General features: G+C 61.9%; 23 protein-coding genes. 15 read left to right on the forward strand and 8 right to left on the reverse strand.

The features are described from left to right. Positions 1–5: 5 nt before the first annotated feature. The 10 genes from RAK07_RS01670 to RAK07_RS01715 all read left to right on the forward strand — a co-directional run bounded on the left by RAK07_RS01670 (position 6) and on the right by RAK07_RS01715 (position 8069). The gene (locus RAK07_RS01670; RefSeq protein ID WP_445267888.1) at positions 6–662 is read left to right on the forward strand and encodes a M15 family metallopeptidase; all 657 of its coding nucleotides are present in this window, start codon (positions 6–8) and stop codon (positions 660–662) included. Between the two features lie 184 nt (positions 663–846). Next, the gene (locus RAK07_RS01675) at positions 847–1896 is read left to right on the forward strand and encodes an IS481 family transposase (protein ID WP_305733461.1); all 1050 of its coding nucleotides are present in this window, start codon (positions 847–849) and stop codon (positions 1894–1896) included. Between the two features lie 130 nt (positions 1897–2026). Further along, a complete protein-coding gene (locus RAK07_RS01680; protein ID WP_305731126.1) occupies positions 2027–2413 on the forward strand; it encodes a hypothetical protein in 387 nt (128 codons plus the stop codon). Then, a complete protein-coding gene (locus RAK07_RS01685; protein WP_305731127.1) occupies positions 2410–2607 on the forward strand; it encodes a hypothetical protein in 198 nt (65 codons plus the stop codon). The genes RAK07_RS01680 and RAK07_RS01685 overlap by 4 nt, the downstream gene beginning before the upstream one ends. 247 nt (positions 2608–2854) lie before the next feature. Then, complete coding sequence (locus tag RAK07_RS01690; protein WP_305731128.1) at positions 2855–3691, forward strand: DUF3732 domain-containing protein; 837 nt, start codon at positions 2855–2857, stop codon at positions 3689–3691. A gap of 257 nt (positions 3692–3948) precedes the next feature. Next, on the forward strand, positions 3949–4944 hold the full coding sequence (locus RAK07_RS01695; protein WP_305731129.1) for a D-2-hydroxyacid dehydrogenase: 996 nt from the start codon (positions 3949–3951) through the stop codon (positions 4942–4944). 102 nt (positions 4945–5046) lie between these two features. Then, entirely contained in the window at positions 5047–5883 is an 837-nt protein-coding gene (locus tag RAK07_RS01700) for a 1,4-dihydroxy-6-naphtoate synthase (protein WP_305731130.1), read from the forward strand. Positions 5884–5973: 90 nt separating this feature from the next. Beyond that, the gene (locus tag RAK07_RS01705; protein WP_305731131.1) at positions 5974–6270 is read left to right on the forward strand and encodes a YkgJ family cysteine cluster protein; all 297 of its coding nucleotides are present in this window, start codon (positions 5974–5976) and stop codon (positions 6268–6270) included. A gap of 39 nt (positions 6271–6309) precedes the next feature. After that, positions 6310–7278, forward strand: a complete 969-nt coding sequence (gene msrP / locus RAK07_RS01710) for a protein-methionine-sulfoxide reductase catalytic subunit MsrP (protein WP_305731132.1) — start codon at positions 6310–6312, stop codon at positions 7276–7278. Positions 7279–7325: 47 nt separating this feature from the next. Beyond that, positions 7326–8069: a TerC family protein gene (locus RAK07_RS01715; protein WP_305731133.1), complete on the forward strand. Its 744-nt coding sequence runs from the start codon at positions 7326–7328 to the stop codon at positions 8067–8069. Positions 8070–8361: 292 nt separating this feature from the next. On the opposite strand, the gene queF is transcribed toward RAK07_RS01715, so the two are convergent. Further along, positions 8362–8793 (reverse strand): preQ(1) synthase, encoded by a 432-nt coding sequence (gene queF, locus RAK07_RS01720; RefSeq protein ID WP_305731134.1) that lies wholly within the window; start codon positions 8791–8793, stop codon positions 8362–8364. 98 nt (positions 8794–8891) lie between these two features. On the opposite strand from queF, the gene RAK07_RS01725 reads away from it, so the two are divergent. Continuing rightward, a complete protein-coding gene (locus RAK07_RS01725) occupies positions 8892–9371 on the forward strand; it encodes a MaoC family dehydratase (protein WP_305731135.1) in 480 nt (159 codons plus the stop codon). A gap of 84 nt (positions 9372–9455) precedes the next feature. Here RAK07_RS01725 and RAK07_RS01730 read toward each other — a convergent pair whose 3' ends face one another. The 7 genes from RAK07_RS01730 to cobO all read right to left on the reverse strand — a co-directional run bounded on the left by RAK07_RS01730 (position 9456) and on the right by cobO (position 17558). Further along, positions 9456–10214, reverse strand: coding sequence for a tRNA1(Val) (adenine(37)-N6)-methyltransferase (locus RAK07_RS01730; RefSeq protein WP_305731136.1), 759 nt, complete (start codon positions 10212–10214; stop codon positions 9456–9458). After that, a complete protein-coding gene (locus RAK07_RS01735) occupies positions 10204–12624 on the reverse strand; it encodes a YfhO family protein (protein ID WP_305731137.1) in 2421 nt (806 codons plus the stop codon). Before RAK07_RS01735 ends, RAK07_RS01730 begins: the two co-directional genes overlap by 11 nt. Beyond that, entirely contained in the window at positions 12621–13823 is a 1203-nt protein-coding gene (locus RAK07_RS01740) for a glycosyltransferase (RefSeq protein ID WP_305731138.1), read from the reverse strand. Before RAK07_RS01740 ends, RAK07_RS01735 begins: the two co-directional genes overlap by 4 nt. Before the next feature lies 1 nt (position 13824). Next, a complete protein-coding gene (locus RAK07_RS01745) occupies positions 13825–14601 on the reverse strand; it encodes a glycosyltransferase family 2 protein (RefSeq protein WP_305731139.1) in 777 nt (258 codons plus the stop codon). 57 nt (positions 14602–14658) lie between these two features. Beyond that, positions 14659–15222, reverse strand: a complete 564-nt coding sequence (locus RAK07_RS01750) for a hypothetical protein (RefSeq protein WP_305731140.1) — start codon at positions 15220–15222, stop codon at positions 14659–14661. A gap of 24 nt (positions 15223–15246) precedes the next feature. Next, positions 15247–16956 (reverse strand): methyl-accepting chemotaxis protein, encoded by a 1710-nt coding sequence (locus RAK07_RS01755; RefSeq protein ID WP_305731141.1) that lies wholly within the window; start codon positions 16954–16956, stop codon positions 15247–15249. Positions 16957–17030: 74 nt separating this feature from the next. Continuing rightward, a complete protein-coding gene (cobO, locus tag RAK07_RS01760; protein WP_305731142.1) occupies positions 17031–17558 on the reverse strand; it encodes a cob(I)yrinic acid a,c-diamide adenosyltransferase in 528 nt (175 codons plus the stop codon). 145 nt (positions 17559–17703) lie between these two features. On the opposite strand from cobO, the gene RAK07_RS01765 reads away from it, so the two are divergent. From RAK07_RS01765 to RAK07_RS01780, 4 genes are all read left to right on the forward strand, one after another. After that, complete coding sequence (locus RAK07_RS01765; protein ID WP_305731143.1) at positions 17704–18105, forward strand: hypothetical protein; 402 nt, start codon at positions 17704–17706, stop codon at positions 18103–18105. Between the two features lie 92 nt (positions 18106–18197). Further along, on the forward strand, positions 18198–20114 hold the full coding sequence (locus tag RAK07_RS01770) for an ATP-binding protein (RefSeq protein WP_305731144.1): 1917 nt from the start codon (positions 18198–18200) through the stop codon (positions 20112–20114). Then, positions 20107–20505, forward strand: coding sequence for a response regulator (locus RAK07_RS01775; protein WP_305731145.1), 399 nt, complete (start codon positions 20107–20109; stop codon positions 20503–20505). The genes RAK07_RS01770 and RAK07_RS01775 overlap by 8 nt, the downstream gene beginning before the upstream one ends. 6 nt (positions 20506–20511) lie before the next feature. Further along, entirely contained in the window at positions 20512–21870 is a 1359-nt protein-coding gene (locus tag RAK07_RS01780; protein WP_305731146.1) for a sigma-54-dependent transcriptional regulator, read from the forward strand. Positions 21871–22177: the final 307 nt, after the last annotated feature.

The raw sequence follows: 22177 nt of genomic DNA on the forward strand, positions 1-22177 counted from the left end.
GAGACATGCTTGCAGAAATCGCACGGGACTCGTACGGTACCGCCCCGCTCACCCGGAAGCTGGCCGACTACAACGGCATCACCAACCCCAACCTGCTGCGGGTGGGAGAGTACCTGGAGCTCCCCGCCCGCCTCGTCCTGGCCCCTCCCGCAGCCGTCCCCGCCGCATCCGGAGCATTACAACCGCCCCACAGCCTGGAAGGGATCATCGCCACCTTCGGCGACATCAGGCGCCATATCCGGGACGACGGTCATCTGAATCCTGCCTGGGAAACCGGACACCTCGCCACCGCCCCCATCCCCTTTGCCATTCCCCTCTCCTGGGACCGCACCCGCCGGGTCCAGGGAATTTATTGCCACAAACTGCTGGCCCCGCTGGTCAGCGATCTTTTCCGGGCTATCCAGCAGGAAGGATTGCAGGAACAGATCACCACCTTTGGCGGCTGTTTCAACTGCCGCCCCAAACGTCAGAGCAACAAGCTTTCCACCCACAGCTGGGGGATCGCCATCGACCTCAACCCGGAGACCAACCGGCAAGGGAGCCCTGGGGATATGAGCGGCGAGCTGGTGGCGCTGTTCAAGCGGTACGGCTTTGCCTGGGGCGGCACCTGGAGCGGCAGGAACAAGGACCCGATGCACTTTCAGTTCTGTACGGGGTATTGAGGCTGTGTTTGAGACTTGAGCTATGCGGTGCCAGCTGCAAAAACTAAAAAGGAGGAACGAAACATGGGATGTAGTGTGATGGTATTCACCTGACAGTTGGCCATTTTCAGTTGGTGGCCATACTGCCCTTGAATGGTAAAAGATGAAGTTGCTCAGACTAAATCTTTCCATCAAGGAGAACAGTATGACCACCGCCGAGAAAGTATCACGAAGAAAGCTCAGTTTGCTAGAGTTGGCCGCCGATCTTTCGAATGTCAGCAAAGCCTGCAAGCTCATGGGTTATTCGCGGCAGCAGTTCTATGAAATCCGTCGAAACTATCAGACCTACGGTTCAGCCGGTCTGGTTGATCGGATGCCCGGAGCCAGAGGCCCGCATCCTAACCGAGTCGATGAATCTGTAGAGCAGGCGATTCTTGAACACTGCCTGGCTCATCCCGGTCATGGCCCGCTACGTGTTGCCAACGAGTTAGCTCTTAAAGGTACCCAGGTTAGCTCAGGAGGCGTTCGCGGAGTCTGGAGCAGGCACAACCTGCTGACCAAACAGGAACGGATGCTGCGACTTGAAAAGAGCGTCCGGGAACAAGCCTTCGAACTGTCAGATGAGCAGATCAGGGCCTTGGAACGGTTCAGCCCTGAGTTCAGGGAGCGTCACATCGAAACCAGCCACACCGGCGATCTCGTAGCAGTGGACACCTTCTTTGTCGGCACTCTGAAAGGCGTCGGCAAAGTCTACCTGCAATCGGTCATTGATTGCTACTCACGCTACGCCTGGGGCAAGCTCTACACCAATAAGCTGCCGGTCACTGCCGTGCATGTGCTTAATGAAGACGTACTGCCGTTCTTTGAAGAACATGACGCCCGGATCAGCACCATCCTCTCGGATAATGGCAGGGAGTTCTGCGGCAGGCCGGACAATCATCCCTACGAGCTGTTCCTACAGCTTGAAGAGATCGAGCACCGCACCACCAAGGTCAGACGTCCGCAGAGCAATGGCTTTGTCGAACGGCTGCACAGAACCTTGCTTGACGAACACTTCCGGGTAATGGGCCGCACCAAGTGGTACGAGTCGTTGGACGAGATGCAGACCGATCTGGACACCTATCTCAAGACTTACAACTACGACCGCCCACACCAAGGCAGAAACATGCTTGGCAGGACGCCATACACGGTTTTCATAGACGGCTTGCCAAAGAACGACGATTCAGATACTGAGGACTACAAACTGGCAGCGTAAATCACGACCCATTCAAGGGCACTGTCAGGTGAATACTATCTCTGTACACATTCATTCCATCAAAAATGACCTGACTGTTGTCGACTACGGTGCCTCGAGGAGAGGAGCCTACATAATCGAGGGGAGAGGTGTGATCATTTGTGCGGAGCCCGCACCGGACATTGCCGTTGCCTTCGAATCCAACCTGTCTTTTTCGTTGAAATCGATTGTTGAATCGGCTGACAACGTTACCGCAAAAAATAAGTTGACTGAACATATCTTCGATCTGGCAAAACGCAGCCAAGCCCTCCAGATGCAACGTGAGGCATTGTATCGCTTGTGTGAGTTGCAGGCCAACACGGGCTTGAGCGCAAGCGACCTCATCAGGCTTTACGCCACCGTCATTAAGACCTCACAGATCATCGCCATAAAAGAATTTGCAAACTCAGAAGTGCCTAAAAATGTAAAGGACGCTTTCTTGAAGGAACTGGTTTCAGAGGACGTACTGAAACCAAATCCAAAGGAGAAGACAAAATGACAGATCAGTTAACTCAATTGATGCATTGCAAGCAATTAATCAGTTTTCTTGTTCCTGCTATGGCAAAGCCTCTCAAGGGAATTGTCGAATCAGTCAACAACGACAAGGTAACCATTTTGGCAGACTATGCAGGCGAACGAATCAGAATCGTGACACATCCCAATACAGTAGTTCTGGTAGAGCGAGCTAACTGACTCCCTGGCGATAGACAACATTTCCGAATGAGGCGGCGGGGGTAGATTCTAGTTCAAGGTGCACCACCGTAGTGTGGAGGTAAAAAACGAGAGGACATAGTGGGTTTCTGGTAGTGTTTGAAGCGCCAACGACAAACATTCCAGGAGGAACCCACCATGTCCTAACGCCATCTTACCTCAGAAGAGCGTTTTGCCATTGAACATTTTCTTCGCCAAGGCATGAGCTTTCGGGAGGTAGTTTTTTGTCTTGGCCGGAGCCACACGACCTATATCGCGGGAATGGCAGCGCAACAGTTCAAAGAACCGCTATCGTCATCAAACGGCTCAAAAGCGTTCGGACTGTCGCCACTCGCAGCCACGCCACTACCGTTGCCAGAACCGGCCGCTCCTTGTCGGGTATGTTGACGAAAAGCTGCGCAACAACTGGGCGCCGGAACAGATTTCCGGACGTATTTGCCTCGATTACCCGAACGATCCACGAATGAGGATCTGTGCCGAAACAATCTATCGGTGGATCTACACGGCAGCACGGACAGGAGGAAACTTCCATTGCTGTTTGCGCCGTGGCTGTGATCGGCGGCGTCCACGAACCGCTTACGGGCACGGTAAACGTTTTGCGCTCGAACGCCGGGATCGCCGAACGTTCAGCGCTTGTAGCAGACCGCACAAGGGAGCCGAGCGGGACGACTATCTTTCGGAAATCGGCAGCGGCTCAAGCTGGCTTTCCTACCACGTGGCAATGATCCTGGCCCTGCAACAGTTCTTCATCTCCCAGCGTCACAGTCCTGTCCCCGGTTTTGTGGTGATCGATCAGCCGAGCCAGGTCTATTTCCCCAAGAAACTTGCGGTGCGCGAAGAAGAAACCGTTGAGCCGGATTTCAAGGATGAGGACATCGCGGCAGTGCGCAAGGTGTTCAACGTGCTCAGCGAGGTTGTCGGCGCGGCTGATGGGCGGTTGCAGGTGATTGTGCTCGACCATGCCCCACGTGATGTGTGGGGAGATGTTGGCAATGTTACAGCGCCGGAGGAGTGGCGGGAAGGGAGGAAGTCGGTGCCGGTGGAGTGGGTTGAGATTAGTAATTAGGTTGTTTATGAATGCGGCCTCACACTACAAACCACCCGCAAACAGCCCCGACCCGCCGTCGCGCTGCTGAAGTTCTGCCGGCCGTTGCCAGGAAGCGTTGAGTCTTCAATATCTCATCAGGCCTACCCTGTGTTTATTTGAATCGAAAAACATTCGGCAACCTGCATAACACCAGCGCCATGACGCGCCACATTCCCCGTTGACGCCCCCCACTCCGGTTGCTACCCTTCCCCCATCCCATCTTTCGGAGACAACCGATGACAACCCAGCACCAGCGGATCGTGATTCTGGACGGCTATACCGTGAACCCCGGCGACAATCCCTGGGACCCGGTGACGGAGCAGGGGACGAGTGCGGTGTACGACCGCACCCCGCCTGAGCTGGTGCTGGAGCGGGCGACCGGTGCCGAAATTATCCTGACCAGCAAGGTGAAGCTGACCGCCGCCATCCTGGAACAGTTGCCAGAGCTGCGTTTCATTTCGCTGCTGGCCACCGGGTACAACAACGTGGATGTGGAGGCCGCAGGACAGCGGGGGATCATGGTGGCCAACGTGCCGGCCTACTCCACGGAGTCGGTGGCCCAGACCACCTTTGCCCTGCTGCTGGAGCTGACCACCCGGGCGGGGCTGCACGACCGGGCGGTGAAGGCGGGGGAGTGGGTAAACGCTCCTGACTTCTCGTTCCAGAAGGCGCCGCTGGTGGAGCTGGACGGCCTGACCCTGGGGATCGTGGGGTTCGGCGCCATCGGCCGGGCCGTGGCCCGGATCGGCGCTGCCTTTGGCATGAGGATACTCGCGTTCACCCCCCGTCCGCCGGCGGCGGAACTGTTCCCGGACGTGACCTTCGTGGGCCGTGACGAGCTGTTCAGCCGGGCGGATGTGGTGTCGCTCAACTGCCCCCAGACCGCCGACAATGCCGGGTTTGTCGATGCCGCCCTGCTGGGGCGGATGAAGCGGAGCGCGCTGTTGATCAACGTGGCCCGGGGCGGCCTGGTGAACGAGGCGGACCTGGCCGCTGCCCTGCGGGACGGCGTCATTGCCGGGGCCGGGCTGGACGTGGTGGCGGTGGAGCCGATGCAGGCGGACAATCCGTTGCTGACCGCTCCCGCCTGCATCATCACCCCCCACATCGCCTGGGCCACCCTGGCGGCCCGCCGCCGCCTCACCGCCGTTGTGGCGGCCAATGTCCACGGCTACCTGAGCGGTGCGCCGATCAACCTGGTGAACAGTGCCTGGCTGCGGAAACCGGCGTAACCGCTTCCGGCCCGGCGTGGCTGTCGCCGGATGAAACGGTACTTGCGCGCTGCCCGGAAAAGCGTATAAGACAGAGATATATCCAGCAGTGTGGAGTCTGTCATGCGCGATCCCCTGACCCTCGGTTTTTCCCCCTGTCCCAACGATACCTTCATGTTCTACCCCCTGGTGCACGGCCTGGTGGATACCGGCGGCTTGTGCTTCAACGAGCGGCTGGAGGATGTGGAGACCCTGAACCGCCTGGCGGTGCAGGGGGTGCTGGACGTGACCAAGGTTTCCTACGCGGCCCTGGGGCATATCCGGGAGGAGTACGGGCTCTTGCGGGCCGGCAGCGCCCTGGGGCGGGGCTGCGGACCGCTCGTGGTGGCGCGGGAGCCGTTCGACCTGTCGACGCTGCGGGGTAAAACCATCGCCATTCCCGGCCGCTACACCACGGCCCACCTGCTGCTGCGGCTGTTCGATCCCTCCCTTGCACTGTTCCTGGAGATGCCGTTTCACGAGATCATGGATGCGGTCATGACCGGCCGGGTCGATGCCGGGGTGATCATCCACGAGTCCCGCTTCACCTACCGGGGGTTCGGTCTCCATGAACTGCTGGACCTGGGGAGCTGGTGGGAGGGGGAGACCGGCCTGCCGATCCCGCTGGGGGGGATCGTGGCCCGCCGCAGCCTGGGGGGAGCAACCATCACGGTCATCGAGCGGGCCCTCTCCGCTGCCGTGGCCTATGCCCGGGACAACCCGGCCGCTGCGGCCCGCTATATCCGCGAGCATGCCCAGGAGATGAGCCCGGAGGTCTGCGCCGCCCATATCGGGCTGTATGTGAACGATTTTTCCAAAGAGTTGGGGGACGAAGGGGAACGGGCCATAGCCGAACTGCTGCGCCGGGCCGAACGGGCCGGGGTGGTGCCGCCCTCCACGCTGCCGCTCTTTGCCGTTTGAACAGGTAAGCTGCCTTACGGTTCGGGGCAGGCATCTCCGCTACCATCCTCCCATGCCCCCCGACCGATTTCATCCGTGCGGGAGGTTGCCATGCTCTTCATCCCCACCAAGCGAACGGTACGACACGGGTTGCTGCTTGATCATCCCGAGGACGGTACCTCGCGCTGCGCCGGCTGCGATGCCTCCTGCTGCCGCGGTTTTCCCCAGGTGGAGTTGACGGCGGAGGAGTACGCCACCCTGGAGCGGCTGGGAGCCAACCGGCTGGAGTTCACCCTGAACGAACGGTTTTTTCTGGTGATCGAGCATGGCTGCGAGTTTCTGGTGGGGAAACCGCTGCGGTATCTACCAGCAGCGCCCCGCCATCTGCCGCCGCTTCGTCTGCCGTGAATCGAACCCGACAGCCTGACCGGCCCAAAGGAGAACGCCATGTCCCGTTACGAACTGCCGGCATCCGAGCTGACCCCGGAGGAGATCTTCCGCACCCGCCGCACCCTGCTGAAGGCGCTGGGGTTCATCGGTCTCAACGCCTGGCCGTTGTTGAACGCCTGCACCAACTACGCGGCCCAGAGCCGGGATGTGCGGGGAACCCTGGTAAATCTGAAGCAGATTCAGGCAGTCCGCAACCCGGCCTACACCCTGGACCGTCCCCTCACCGACCGGCTGGAGGCGGCCGGCTACACCAATTTCTACGAATTCACCCAGGGCAAGGAGGTCTGGCGCAGTGTCGACCGGTTCCTCACCCGCCCCTGGGAGGTGCGGATCACCGGCCTGGTGAAGAAGCCGCTGACCTTGTCCATCGACGAACTTCTGAAGCTGTTTCCCCAGGAGGAGCGGCACTACCGGTTTCGCTGCGTGGAAACCTGGGCCATGGCGGTTCCCTGGACCGGCTTTCCCCTGGCAGCGCTGGTGAAACGGGCCGAGCCGCTTTCCTCGGCCACCCATCTTTCCTTGCTCTCCTTTCTGAAGCGGGACCAAGCGCCGGAGCAGGGGCGGGGCAGGGTTGAGCTGTGGCCTTACCACGAAGGGCTGACCCTGCCGGAGGCGATGAACGAGCTGGCCTTCCTGGCCACCGGCCTCTACGGCCGGGAACTGCCGCCCCAGCATGGCGCGCCGCTGCGGCTGGTGACGCCGTGGAAGTACGGTTTCAAGAGCATCAAGTCGGTGGTGGAGATCCGCTTCACCGACCGCCAGCCCCCCACCTTCTGGAGCAGCCTGGCGCCGCAGGAGTACGGTTTCTGGGCCAACATCAACCCCGGTGTACCCCATCCCCGCTGGAGCCAGGAGCAGGAAACCCTGCTGGGCAGCGGGGAGCGGCGCCGGACGCTGCTGTACAACGGTTATGACGGTCAGGTGGGACACCTTTACAAGCAGGTCGATACACGCTATTTTTTCTGACGCGCTTCCGGCATGATTCGACATCCGTTTGAAAGGAATACCCTGCAATGGACTGGTTGGCCGACCCCCAGGCCTGGATGGCCCTTCTGACCCTCACCGCCCTGGAAATCGTCCTGGGCATCGACAACATCATCTTCATCAGCATCCTCACCGGCAAGCTGCCGGAGCACCAGCGGGAAACGGCCCAGAAGCTGGGGCTCTCCCTGGCCATGATCACGCGGCTTTTACTGCTCTTCTCCCTCACCTGGATCATGAAGTTGACCACCCCGTTTTTCCAGGTACTGGGGCATGGTGTTTCCGGGCGGGACCTGATCCTGATCGTGGGGGGCCTGTTCCTGCTGGCCAAGAGCACCATGGAGATCCACGACAAGCTGGAGGGGGAAGAACACCATGCCGGCGCCGCCGGGGCTGCGGTGTCCTTCAGGGGGATCCTGGTGCAGATCATGTTTCTGGATATCGTGTTCTCGCTGGATTCGGTGATCACGGCGGTAGGGATGGCCCGGCAGCTGGGGGTGATGGTGACGGCGGTGGTGATCTCGGTGGGAGTGATGCTGTTCTGCGCCGGTTCGGTGAGCCGGTTCGTTGAGCGTCACCCCACGGTGAAGGTGCTGGCCCTGTCGTTTTTGCTGATGATCGGCGTGGCGCTGATCGCCGACGGCTTCGCCTTCCATATCCCCAAGGGGTACATCTACTTCGCCATGGCTTTCTCGGTCTTTGTGGAGATGGTCAACATCAAGGTGCGCAAGAATGCGGAGCGACCGGTGAGGCTGCGGCAGCAGATCGTGAAGTGACGGTTCGGCGTGCGGACGCGCGGAGAAACTTCAAAGGCAATGGCCCGCGCAAAAACCAGATTTAAGCGGATGTTCGCGGACAAGCCACTACAAGGGTTGTAAAAAGGCTCTAAAATCCGCGCATATCCACGGATCCGCGGGGGCTGGTGCTGGCAGGCTGTTGAAAACCTGAGGTTGCTCAAAAATAGCCAGATCGTCGCATCCGCAGAAAGCCCGCGGAGGCGTAGCAGCGCTACGCCGCACAAGCGGGCTTTCGAGGACGGTGGCGAGATGGCTGTTTTTCAGCAACCTGTCAGCGCCGGTATTCCGCCGTGGGCCAGAACGGAATCCCCCCCCGTGGCGTGAACTGCCCCCGTACCGTGAGCCAGACCGGATCCAGCAGTTTCACCAGGTCGTTGCAGATCCGGTTGACACAGGCTTCGTGGAATTCGCCGTGCATCCGGAAAGAGCCCAGGTAGAGTTTGAGGCTCTTGCTTTCCACACAGAGCAGGCTGGGCTGGTAGTCGATCACGATGGTGGCGAAATCGGGCTGGCCGGTCATGGGGCAGAGGCTGGTGAATTCGGGGCACTCGATATGCAGGGTGCCGGTGCAGCCCACCGGGTTCAGTTCCGGTTTGGCAAAGGGGGAGGGAAACGCCTCCAGCAGCCCGGCGTCCGGAGCGTCGTAGCGGTAGGTGGTGGCAGTGCCTTCTCCCAGGGATTTCAGCTGTTCATGCAGGTTCATCGGTGGCGTCCTCTATGGTCGGTGTGATGTCGTTGCTGGTGCAGGCGGATACTATACATCGATTCTGCGGGGATCACCAGCAGGAGCAGGAGGGTGCGATGGATGCGGTGAGTGCGGTGCTGGCGCAGTACCGGCAGCAGGCGGGACAGGAGATCGGGATCGGCGAGTGGCTGGTGGTGGAGCAGAGTCGGATCGATGCCTTTGCCGAGGCCACCGGCGACCGGCAGTGGATTCATATCGACCCGGAACGGGCGGCCGTGGAGTCGCCCTACGGCAGCACCGTTGCCCACGGCTTCCTGACCCTGTCGCTGCTGCCCCTTCTGACCCAGGCCAACGCGCCGGGTGCCTTTGAGCGCAACTACCCCGGCATGGCACTGCGGGTCAACTACGGGCTGAACAAGGTGCGCTTTCCGGCGCCGGTGAAGCCGGGGGAGCGGATCAGGGCGCGGACCACGGTGCTGGGGGCCGAACCGGCGGGCCACGGCGTGGAGATCCGCTACCAGCTGACCGTGGAGATCGAGGGGCAGGATAAGCCGGCCTGTGTGGCGGAACAACTGGTGCGGGTTTATCCACGCTGATCGGTTGCTGAAACATAGCCATCTCGCCGCCGTCCTCGCACGCTTCCTTGTGCGGCGGAGCGCGCTGCGGGTGCGACGACCTGACTATGTTTGAGCAACCGTGGGTTCACGGCTTCCCAGAAGCAGGGTCCGCACCTCGTCGGTGTAGTTCTGGCCGTCGGTCCGTACCACCAGCGGCGGCAACACCGTGGTCTCCGCCACCCGGCCCCCCTTGGTCAGTTCAGCCAGAAACACCTTGGCCGGAGCCTCAGGAGTGCCGTGCACCAGCCGCAGCCGCCGCACCGTCAGCTTCAACTGGGTGGCAACGGCCATGAACTCCGGCAGCCGTGCCGGATGGTAGACGAAGCAGATCCTGCCGGACGGTTTCACCAGGTACTTGGCCGCGGCCAGGAAGTCGGCCAAGCCGGCGCTGGTTTCGTGGCGGGCCGCCAGTTTGCCGGGATGGGGATTCAGGCGGCCCCGTCCCGGTTTGCGGTACGGCGGGTTGCTTACCACCAGGTCCATGCAGGAGACCGGCAGGTGGCGCCGCAGGTGCAGCACATCCTCCCGCAGTACGTGCACCCGTTCCCCCAGGTCGTTCAAGCGCACATTCCCTTCGGCCAGCGTTGCCATGGCCGGTTCCTTTTCCAGCGCAGTCACCCGCGCTGCCGGGGCCATCCGCGCCAGCACCAGGGCCATGACGCCGCTGCCGGACCCCAGGTCGGCAATGGCCCGCTCATCGGCGGCAGCACTGAAGTCGCACAGCAGCAGCGGGTCCAGGGTGAAGCGGTAGCCGTCCTTCGGCTGGTCCAGCACCAGGCTGAACCGCTTCAGTTCGTCGCGGGTCAGTGCTTCAGTCTGCACGGCTGCCCCTCCGGCGGCGGCGCCACTCCCAGAGTGCCGCCAGGGCGAAGAACGTAAAGGCGGCCAGGGTGATTCCCCGGCCGATCCGGTAGGGGAGCGGCGCAAAGCTGAACTCCACCCGGTGGCTCCCCGGCGGCAGGTAGATACCGCGCAGGATATGGTTCACCGCCACCACCGGCACGGGAGCGCCATCCACCGTGGCCCGCCATCCCTGATGATATTTCTCCCCCAGCACCAGCAGGCCTGCGGCAGCGGCATCGGTTGCAAGCGAAATCCGTTCGGCCTCCAGCCGCTCCAGCCGGACGGTGCCGGAGGCCGTGCCGTCCAAGGAAACCTGGGGCGTGGTCTCCACCAGCGCCTGCCGGGCCGGGTCAAAGGAGGGGGCGGTCAGGAGATTCAGCCGCTCAGTCGGGTCGGCGGCCACTCGTGCCGTGGGCACGAGCCAGGCCTTGGGCAGTACCCCACGGTTTTCCAGGATCACTTCGCCCCCCTCCCGGAAGACGATCCGATAGGCCTCCCCCAGATGGGGAGTTATCTGCGCCAGCACCGGTTCCGTGCAGACCAGCCAGCGGACGTTCATCAGGTCCGGCAGCCGGTTGGTGAAGGTGACCCGGTCCAGGTACTCCTGCCAGCGCCGCTTCTGCACGGCGTTGGAGGTGTAGAGCACCGGCAGGCGGGCCGCCGCGAAGCGCATCGGGTCCAGGTCCCCCAGGGGGAGCACCCGGTAGACCGGCACCCCGTTCCCCGAGCTGCCCGTCTGCCCCTTCAGCCAGCGCATGGCCGGGGTGAGGGACTGTTCCGTCCGTTGCGGCGGGTCGGTCAGCACCAGGAAAGAGTGGTTCACCCGCCAGAGGTCGGCGGTGAAGAGGGCCAGCAGCGCAAGCGTGGCCACCCCGACGGAGAGGTAGCGTTTGGCCGCGGCCAGGAGCAGCAGCACCTGCAGGGAGGCCAGGGCCAGGGCCAGGCCGGTTTCCCGCTCAAGGTTGAGCCAGCGCTGGGTGGCCAGTTCCACCCCGGCCTGGTAGCGGGTGGGGCGGGTCAGCAGTTCCATCAGTTCTCCCCGCAGCCAGCCGCCGGCCAGCTTTTCCGTCAGCAGCAAGGCGGCCAGCAGCAGCGGAATGGCCAGCAGCCAGCGGAACCAGCCTTTGAGCTTCGGCGAGCGGCGGATGTCGTCGTCCCGCAGCAGGTCCAGTCCCCGGGCCGCCAGCACCGCCAGGCCCAGGGCGGTGATGAAGAGGATCATCTTGGGTACCCGGAAGCGGTCGATCCCCGGCAGCCAGTCGTAGAGGAGCTGGTAGAGCGGGGTGTACTTGCCCATGGCAAAGAGGATGCCCCCCGCCACGGCGGCCAGGGCCGCCAGGGTGATCCGGTCCCGCCGGAAGATCAGCGGCAGGGGCAGCAGCAGCCAGGGGAGCAGGCCGAAGTAGGAGGCGGTCTGGGTGAAGACCATCCGTCCCCAGTAGTAGGTATGTCCCGGCCGCGGCATATCGCCCCCTTCCTGGCGGGACAGGCCGAAGAGGCCGGGCACCAGGAAGGCTGCGGTTTCTTCCGGCGGCAGGGACCACATCATCGCCTCGTCCCGGTCAAGGCCCCCCTTGCCCTGGTTGGCGCCGGAATGGGCGCCGCGGTTGGTATCCGTGGACCAGGAGGCCAGCGGCGCCAGGGAGATGGCGGCGGCAGCCAGGAAGAACAGGGTCATGACGCTGCTCATCAGCAGGGTGCGGCCGGTGGCGGCGGTGGATTCGCCGGAGCACAGGCCGGCCAGCAGGCGGATGATCACGTAGCCCCCCACCGCCAGGCAGGTGTAGAAGGCGATCTGCCAGTGGGTGTTGAAGAACTGGAAGGCCAGCACCAGACCGGCGCAGAGGTAGGGGAACCAGCGGCGGTCGCGGAACCCCTTTTCAAGGAAGTAGAAGACCCACGGTGCATGGGCGATGGTGGCGATCTTCATTACGTGGCCGGCATTGATGAGCGACACGTTCTCGGTGCAGAGCGCAAAGACCAGGGCCCCCAGCAGCGCCGCAGTGCGGGAGCAGCCCACCAGGCGACAGTAGTAAAAGGTGCCGGCTCCCCCCAGGAAGAGGTGCAGCACCATGAACCAGGCCACGCTGGCCGGGGCCGGGATCAGGCCGAAGATCAGGCGGTAGAGGTAGAGGAACTGGGTGGAGACCATGCCGCCGTCGTTGGTATGGCCGCCGTTGATGTACGGGTCCCAGCCGGCATTGGCCAGGTTGAGTTTCAGCATTGACCAGAGCGGCGCGCCGTAGGCGTTGTAGACCCCCCAGTAGAATTCGTTGAGGATGTCCGGGGCCCGCACGATCCGGTCGGTGAAGAGGATGCCGCTGAACAGGGCGACCATCAGCAGCAGCAGGAACATAAGCGGCGGCCAGTTCAGAGCCCGGTCCTTCATGGCCGGACCTCCCGGCGTACGGTTATGTAGAGCGCTTCAAGCCGCTCCGCGGCGACTTCCCAGGAAAAAAGACCGGCCATCCGGCGGGCGGCGTTGTCACCCAGGCGGCGGGCCAGGTCACGGTCGCTGAGCAGCAGGCAGGCGGCCGCCGCCAGCCCCTCCGGGTCCCCCGGTTCCACCAGCAGGGCAGATTCGTTGTGCAGCAGGTAGTCGTTGATCTGTCCCACCCGTTCTGCCGCCACCGCTATGCCTGCCGCCGCCAGCTCCGCCAGCTTGGCCGGGCATTTGGTGCGGTTCACCAGGGTGTCGTCAAAGGGGTACAGCGCAGCGTCGGCGGCAGCCAGGCAGTCGGGCAGCCGGTCCGGTTCCAGCCAGCCGGCCATGAGCAGGTTCTTGTGGAAGCCGCCGCGGATGGCGGCCTGTTCCAGGGCCTGTTCTTCTCCGTTCGGCCCTTTTCCCACCACCAGCAGCTTCACCTCCGGCAGGCGGCGGCAGATCCGGGCCGCCAGCTCGTGGAGCCGGGGGGAGACGCACTCGAAGAAGCGGGTGTACAGGAGCAAAAGCGGCGTCTGCGGCCCGATGCCGAACCGCTCCCGCCCCCGCTGTCGGTTGCCGGCCGGCCGGGTCACCGGGCCGTTGGGGAGATAGAGGGTCCGCTCCGGTCGGGCGCCCATGCTCCAGGCCAGAGACTCCAGGGCCCGTGACGCCACGGTCACGGCGGCACCGTGCCGGGTAAGGAACCGCTCCTGGAAAGAGAAGAGCCATTTCTCAGGCCCACTGTAGGGGAGACGGTCGTTCATGCCGCCGGTCCCCTCCCGGTCGTCGCTATCCACCAGCAGGGGCGGGGCCTGCAGGCCCAAGGGCGGCATCGCCAGGAGAAGCAGCGCCGCCAGGCCGCCGTACCCCTTGGGTTTGAACAGGTGTACCAGGTCCGGCTTCCGCTCCAGCGCTTCCCGCAGCATCCGGCCGGCGATAAAGGGCGCGGCCAGGGCTCCGGCGGCAGGGCCCAGGGCGACGTTGCGAACCTCCACCCCTTCAGCCAGTTCCACCAGCCCGGCATCCTCCGGGTTGGTGTAGGGGGGGGCCACCACGGTCAGTTCGTGGCCGCGGCGCTGCAGGGCAGCGGCCAGCGGCAGCATGCGGGCCTGCAGGGTTCCCTTGGGGCGGATGCCGAACGGTGCCAGGAAAACGATCCTCATCTCAGTGTCCCATTCCCTTTTTCAGCCAGCGGTACGGGCCGCTTCCGGCCAGCCGGTAGTACAGCGGCAGCAGTGGTGAAAGCAGCACCGCCCAGCCGCCGAAGTAATCGGCATGTTTGGCCATCAGCCGCCGATGCAGCGTTGTTTTCAGGTCCGGAGTCATCACCGCAGCCATGGAGACCGGGCTTTTCCGATAGAAGAACCCGGTCTGGTCGAGGCATACCACCCGCCGTCCCAGCTCCAGGAGCGCCAGCCAGAAATCCCAGTCTTCCCAGCCGCGGCGCAGGGTTTCGTCGTAGCCCCCCGCGGTCTGCCAGTCCTCCCGGCGGTAGAGGGCGGAGCAGAAGATACCGTTTCCCAGCCTCATCCGCCAGGGGGAAAAGGGGGGCAGCCGCCAGGGGCCGGTTTCGGCGCCGAACTTCTCCGCCCGGCAGTAGACGATCCCCACCGCCGGGTCTGCCTCCAGGGCCGCCACCGCCGCGCCGAGGTAGCGGGGGCCAATCCGGTCGTCGGCATCCAGCGCCAGGATGTAGCGACCCGCGGCCTCCACGACGCCGCTGTTGCGGGCCGCGGCCAGGCCGCCGTTGGTCCGGCGGAGCAGACGGGTGCGGGGGTGCTCCAGGCTGTCCAAAATCCCCACGGTTTCCGGGGCGGTGGAGCCGTCGTCCACCACCACGATTTCCAGGTCGTCGAAGTCGGAAGCCAGCACCGAACCGATGGATTCGGCCAGGAACTCTCCCTGGTTGTAGCAGGGTATGATCACGGAGACGAGGGGCATGAACGGGTACTACCCTCCAGGGGGCGTCCTCGGGAGGAACGGAAAGACGGGGAAGCCTTACCTGAACCCGGCGGTCTGGGCCTGGTACTGGATCACCTGCACGAAGCGGACGGCGAATTCGCTATTGCAGCGGCTGCAGGTGAGGAGGAACGCCTTGCCGTTCTTCCCTTTTTCCACCGGCAGCTCGTGCTTCTGGTTGCAGTAGGGGCAGCAGGCGGTAACGGCCGATTGCGTCGCAGGCTTTGCATCGGTTTTTTTACGCGGTTTCGCGGCAGCGGGAGCAGGGGGAGGCACGACAGGGGCCGGCTGTTCAGTGCGGGGTGGGCGGTTCATGGTTGTTCGCTCCCTTCCGGTACGGGTGGCCTGCGGTAACGGCGCGGTTTCCTCCGGCGGCAATTCCGGCGCCGCCGGAACGGCTCCCCCCCGCAGTACCTTGCGCCAGAGGGCCGGCAGGGAGCTTTTGGCGTAGCGGACGGTCTTGCCTCCCTTGGTCTGGGCGGCGCCGTCCGCTACGACATAGTACCGTTCGCGGTAGAGTACCAGGGTCTGGCCGCCGGCCTCGGCGACCTTGACCCCCGACGACATCTTGTTGTCGAGCCAGAAGGACAGGGCCTCGGCCATGGCATGCTCTCCTGCGGTCCGCCGTCAGAGCCGGAAGCGCCCCACCAGGCCGGTGAGCCGGTCGGTGATCTGCTGCAGCTCGGCCGCTTCCGTTCCGGCCTTGCGGGCACTGTCCACGTTACGGTCCGCTTCCTCGACGATGCGGTGCATGTTGCTGCTGATGTCGTTGGTGGTGGCGGTCTGCTCTTCCGCTGCGGTGGCGATCTGGTTGATCTGGCTGGTCAGCTCCGAAATCTGGGAGAGAATCTCGTCCAGGGCCCGGCCGGAGCGGGCCGCCTCGCCGGTGCCCTGTTCAACGGCCGTTACGCCGGCCTCCATGGAGGAGACGGCAGCAGCGGTTTCCTGCTGGATCACCTTGATCATGTCGGCGATTTCCTTGGTGGCCCGGGTGGTCCGTTCGGCCAGGGCCCGCACCTCGTCGGCCACCACGGCGAAGCCCCGGCCCATCTCTCCGGCCCGGGCCGCCTCGATGGCGGCGTTCAGGGCCAGCAGGTTGGTCTGGTCGGCGATATCCTCGATGGTGCCGATGATCTGACCGATCTGGTCGGAACGGGCGCCCAGGGATTCCACGGTGCGGGCGCTCTCCTGCACCCGGTCGGCGATGGCACGGATGCTGGAGACAGCCGCATTCACCACCGAGGACCCGTCCTGGGCGGTGCTGCAGGCCCGGCTGGCGCTCTCGTAAGCCTGGCTGCAGTTCTGGGCGATACTCTGGGCGGTGGCTGCCATCTCTTCCACCGCCGTGGCCACGGATACCGCCTGGCCGCCCATGTCGCCCGAGTTGGCGGCTATCTGGCCGGTAACCCCCTGCATCAGGTCGGACAGATTCTTTACCTCTCGGGCCGAATCCTGGACCTGGCGCATGATGCCGTGCAGGTTCTCCAGAAAACGGTTGAAAACGACCGCCAGGGCGCCGGTCTCATCCTCCCGTTCCACCGGCAGGCGGCTGGTCAGGTCCCCCTCGCCGCTGGCCATCCGCTCCAGGGCCTCACGCATGTGGTTCAGCGGGCGGGCCACGCCGCGCCCAACCGATGCGGCAAGGACAATGGCAAAGACCGCCAGCAGCAGGGTACCCCCCAGCAGGGTCCACATCATCCGTCGCACCTGGCTGCCCACGTCGTCGACGTAGATACCGCTGCCCAGTACCCAGCCCCAGGGGCCGAACTTCTTGACGTAGGAGAGTTTGGGGTAGAGTTCACTGGTGGTGCCGCCCCCCTGCTTTGGTTTGGGCCACTCGTAGACCACGAAGCCGTGTCCGGCCCGCTCCGCCACTTCGGCAAAGGCGGAGAAGAGGTTCATGCCGGAGAGCTTCTTCTCGGGACCGTCAATGCCGTCGCGCATGAAGGTGGCCTTGTTGAACTTGGCGTCGTCAAGGAGCTTGCCGTTCAAGGCCGGTACCGTGGGATGCATGATCATTTTCGGCGTCGGCCTGCCCAGGTCGTTGATCCAGAGGTACTCCTTCCCTTCGTAGCGAAGCTTGGAGATTTGCTCAGCAGCCAGTTTCTGGGCCTCTTCCAGAGGCAGTTTGCCCGACCGCACCTCCGCGTCGTAGCTGTCCAGGATTCCCATGGCCAGCTCTACGATATGACGGGTGGCCAGTTCCTTTTCCTCCATCAGATTTTTCTTGAGATAGGGGAGCACATAGGCAAAGAAGCCGATCAGTATCGCCAGCATGGTCGCCAGCGAGATGCTGACGATCTTTTTCTGGATTGCCCAGTGTCGGTACAGTTTCATGGTTGGATCTCCTCGTGGTGCGTATGGATGGCACAAGCGTCTTTCGCGTTCAATCGAGGCGGAAAACGCGGTACTTACAGTTCGATACCGGTTCGTGCGGCAACGCCGGCGCGATAGTAGTGCTTGATTTCGCGCATCTCCGTCACCAGGTCGGCGGCGTCAATCAGACGCTGGTCGGCGTTGCGGCCGGTCAGGACCAGTTCCACGGCGGCCGGCCTCAGGCTGATCAGTTCCAGGACCTGCTCCACCTCCAGCAGGCCGAAGCCGATGGCGCCAAGTATTTCGTCACAGACAAAAAGATCGTATTTGCCCGAAACCAGGAGTTGTTTCGCCTGCTCCAGGGCTTCCTGGGCACGGTGCCGGTCTTCAGTGATATCCTTGGTGTTGACCCAGCCGGGACGACCGGTCTGGATGACGGTGAACAGCGGCGCCAGCCGGTCGGCAGCCAGCTGTTCGCCGTAGGGACCGCCCCCCTTGATGAACTGGAAAAAACAGACCGACAGCCCCCGACCTACCGCCCGCAGCGACAGCCCCAGGGCAGCGGTGGTCTTGCCCTTGCCGTTGCCGGTGTATATCTGGACGGTGCCGAGTTCGAGCGGCATGGAGGGCCTTTCCGGATGGGGAGGTCGCCTGCCTGACAGGCAATGAGGCACTATACACACGCTCCCGACTACCGGTCAAGGCCCTTGCCTGGCAGCTCATTACCGGTGTACTCTGGCCAACTCCATCCCACGGGGGAGGTACACCATGACAGCGTCACAACGGACGGGACATACGGCACGAACCGCTTTGTGCGACGAGCGGGAGAACGAAGCGTGGCTCCGGAAGCGGATGTCTCCCTACTTTTTCCAGGCCATGGCTGACGAGCCGGCGGCTGTGGCCACCCTGGCGCGGGAGCTGGGGACGCTGCGCTCCAACCGTCGCCTGATCCTGGCGGACCGTCACAACCGGCTGATCCTGGCCTGTGTTGACCAGCCGGGATCGTTGTACGAGTCGATGCGCGGCATGCCGCTCAAGTACCGGGCCGCCATCCTGGCGGCGGAGATCGGGGCATCGCTGGGGTGCAGCGGCAACCGGGAGCTTGATTTCGAGGAGATGGTGCGGCGGCACTTGGCCCGCATGGACCGGACGGGTGGCCTGCAATGCTGAAGGGTAACATTCGTCGCCGGGTATTGATTCCACTTACGCTCACCTTTCTTATGCTGACGATGGCGTTTTTTTACATCAGTTATCGCATCCGTATGAACGAGTATGTCGCTACCCTGCAAAATCGCTATGAGCGGGTGCAAAATCTTCTGAAAAATCTTATCGAGAGCCGTGCCGATACAATGTCAACCGCCATCACGTTTATCTCGGATCAAAAGCGGTTCCAACGCGCCATGCTGGGGAGCGACTGGGAGGCCCTGCGGCACCATGCTATTGTCACCCTTGAGAAGGCCCTGATTCATCAGGAGGTCTCCCACGTCTATTTTTACGATAGAAATTTCACCAAGATTGTGCGGGTGTACCAACCGGAAAAACGGGCAGCCGGCCCGGCCCGCTTCATCAAGCAACAGGCGATGCAGAGTGGGGAACCTTTTTCGGGGTTGGAGTTGGGGAGTGGTGGTACCTTCAGTCTGCGAACCATCCACCCTTGGAAAGTTGATGGGCAACTGATCGGCTATATTGAGTTGGGACAGGAAATCGGTGCTGTTTTGCAGGAGTTGAAAACCATTTCTGAAATAGACTATGTCGTGTCATATGATAAACGCCATCTCGAGCGTGACCTGTGGGAAGCGGGAATGAAAAAGGTGGGACGTCATGCCGACTGGGGGTTGCTGGCGGACAAGGTTATTGCCGATCAGTCGCTTTCCCTGCCTTCCGGCATGGCTGCCAAGCTTTTTACCGAACCAGCCGTGCATAAAAAGACCGGTCTGAGGCTTGACGTCAACGGTCGGATATACAGCGCCCGCTCCTTCCCTCTGTACGACGTGACGCAGCAGCATGTGGGCGATTTTGTCACGCTGAAGGACTCGACCGAAGAGTCGCGAGCCTTTCGGACCTTTCTCGCGGAAGTGGGGTTATTCAGTCTGCTGGTTAGCGGCGGTCTCTTCTGTTTTGCCTACCGGGTGCTGGGTAACGTTGATCGCCAGCTCTCGGAAAACCGGCAGCAGCTGAATGAGGAGTTTGCCAAGCAAGCCCGGACGAACCGGCAGTTGGAAAGTGAAATAGCCGAACGAAAGTCTGCCGAAGAGCGCCTGCTGGAACTGAACGAACACCTGGAACAGCGGGTGCAGGAGCGAACCAGCGAACTTAATAGTCTCAATGCAGCTCTGGAGGGCGCCTACAAGGATCTGCAGGCGCAGCAGGCGACCATCGTGCAGCAGGATAAGATGGCCTGTATCGGGCAGCTGGCTGCCAGCGTGGCCCATGATATCAATAACCCGATCGGATTCGTAACCGGTAACCTGGAGGTGCTCAGGAATTACTGGGCAAAGATGATCTCGTTTCTGGAGGTGCAGGAAGAGGCATTTGTCGCCAGTGCTCCAGAGTCGCTACGTACCGCCATCGAGGAAAAACGCCGGAAGCTGAAAATCAGTCACTTGGTCAAGGAGTTCGATGCCGTGGTGGCTGAGTCTCTGGAGGGAACCGAGCGGGTCAAGCGAATCGTATTGAACTTGAAGGGTTTTTCTCGACTGGGCGAGCCGGAGGCGCGGTCCATAGATATCCATGACTGTCTGGAAAGTACCCTCGGTATTGTCTGGAACGAGCTGCGTTATAAGGCCGATATCAGGAAAAACTACGGCTTGGTTCCCAAGCTCTACTGCTATCCGCAGCAACTGAATCAGGTGTTCATGAACTTGTTGATCAACGCTTCCCAGGCCATCGAGCAATGGGGGGAAATCTCCATTACTACCTGGGCCGATGATGAGAGCCTTTTTGTCGCCATCGGCGACACCGGCTGCGGTATCGCCGAAGAATATCGTGCGAGAGTTTTCGAGCCGTTTTTTACCACCAAGCAGGTGGGAGTGGGGACCGGGCTCGGCCTGCATATCGCCCACGAAATCATCCAGCGGCACCATGGCGAGATCGTCGTGAAGAACGCCGTGCCGGCCGGAACTGTTTTCACCATACGGCTGCCGCTCCATGGCGTAGAGCTGGGGGTGGCCCATGCCTGACTGCATTCGCGTCCTCTGTCTGGATGACGAAAAAAATATTCTCAACACAGTGCGGAGACAGTTGGAGGATGACAGCTTTCAGGTTTTCCAGGCGCAGACGGTGGAGGAAGCGCTACGGATTCTCGAAAGCGAGCAGCCGCTGCATGTCGTGCTGTCCGACTATCGGATGCCCGGCACTACCGGGGTTGACTTCCTGCGAACGGTTGCCGGCCGCTGGCCCTGGATTTCCGGCATCATCATTTCCGGGTTTGCCGATACCCAGGCGGTACAGCGGGCGCTGGCGGACAACCCTGCCATGCATTTCATTGCCAAGCCGTGGACCATGGAAGAGTTGCTCCGAATAGTACGGCAAGCCGCATCCCAAGCACGGGAAGTATTGACTGGAGGGTAAATTTATATGAGTGCCGAACCATGCCGCCTGCTGTACGTTGACGACGAACCCTCCTATTGCCGCCTTTTCAGCCGCAGCATGGAGGATGATGAACGTTTTCAGGTCATGACGGCTACCAGCGGGCGGGAAGCCGTGGAGCTGTTGCGGGAGTTTCCGGCTGATGTCGTGCTGACCGATCTGCTGATGCCCCAGATGGATGGTTTGGAGCTGCTGGATGAAATTCGCCGTACGCATCCCGATATTTTCGTACTGATACTGACCGGTGTTGATTCCGCAGATAAGGCGGTGAAGGCGATGCGCGCTGGAGCCTATGATTACATTCTCAAGCCGCTGGATATGGCGTTGCTACTCAAGCAACTGGAGAAAATCATTCACCACAAGCAGGTGCTGCAGGCGTCGTTGGATGGTGATGGCGCTTCGTTCTGTCTCAGTTCCATGGTCGGCAGGGACAAAACTATGCTGGAGCTGTTTGACAAGGTCCAGCAGGTGGCCCGTACCGATGCCACGGTGTTGATCAGTGGCGAAAGCGGTACCGGTAAGGAGCTGATAGCTGAAGCAATTCATCTGGGCAGTCGTCGCAAGGCCAAGCCGTTTGTACGCGTTAACTGTGCCGCCTTGACGGACAGTCTGATCAATGCCGCCTTGTTTGGGCACGAGAAGGGGGCCTTTACCGGGGCCACCGAGCGTAAGGCCGGCTTCTTCGAAAGCGCATCCGGTGGAACCATCTTTCTTGACGAAATTGGCGATATCCCAATCCAGACTCAGGTTGCCTTGCTGCGCATTCTGGAGCTTGGCTGTTTCCAAAGGGTCGGTGGTACCGAAACCATCAAGGTGGATACCCGGGTTATCTGTGCCACCAACAAGGACCTCACGCTGGCCATGGAGAATAAGGAGTTCCGCGAGGACCTGTATTATCGGATCAATGTCGTCTCCCTGACGGTTCCGCCATTGAGAGCACGGAAGCCGGACATCCCGCTGCTGGTGAGCTTCTTCCTGGAACGCTCCTGCGAGAAGACTGGGAAGCAAATTGCCGGTGTCAGTGATGCGGCCATGGCCATCCTGTGTCAGTACCCCTGGCCGGGGAACGTCAGGCAGCTGGCCAATGTCGTCGAGCGTATGGTGGTATTCTGCCGAAAACGCCATATTCTTCCGGAACACCTGCCGGCGGAGGTGTTGCCCGGGGCCGAGAATGATTTCATGCTGACGCTGCACGACAGCAGTCTTGCTGCTGCCGAAGAACTCCTCGTCCGTACCGTGCTGGAAGAAAAAAGCTGGCACCTGACCCAGGCTGCTCAGGCCCTGGGAATTTCCCGGGGCACGCTCTACAGCAAGATGGTCAGGTACGGCATCGCGAAGCCGTACTGACTCCCCCCCCCCACACACACCACCACCCATGTCTGATTACGCACTCCATTGCAAGTAATTGCTATTCCAGGAATTTCATCCCCGACAATCATAGTCCTGTTGGTCGATCGCCCGATATTGAACAAAGTTTGGCGTTGAGAAAACATGTCGTAATACCGACATGTTTTTGCATTCCGTGTTCGGAGCTGGCTGATTTGATCGCCCAATTTTGAACGTTTCGGTGTGTGAGTGCAGGTCGCGTGTGTGTAAGCTGTTGTTATTGTTCTGTTGTTTTTGTGGCACGCCTGTTGCTAGTTTTCGCTGTCTC

Origin of the sequence: Trichlorobacter ammonificans (assembly GCF_933509905.1) — a bacterium.
GTDB classification, from domain to species: Bacteria; Desulfobacterota; Desulfuromonadia; order Geobacterales; family Pseudopelobacteraceae; genus Trichlorobacter; species Trichlorobacter ammonificans.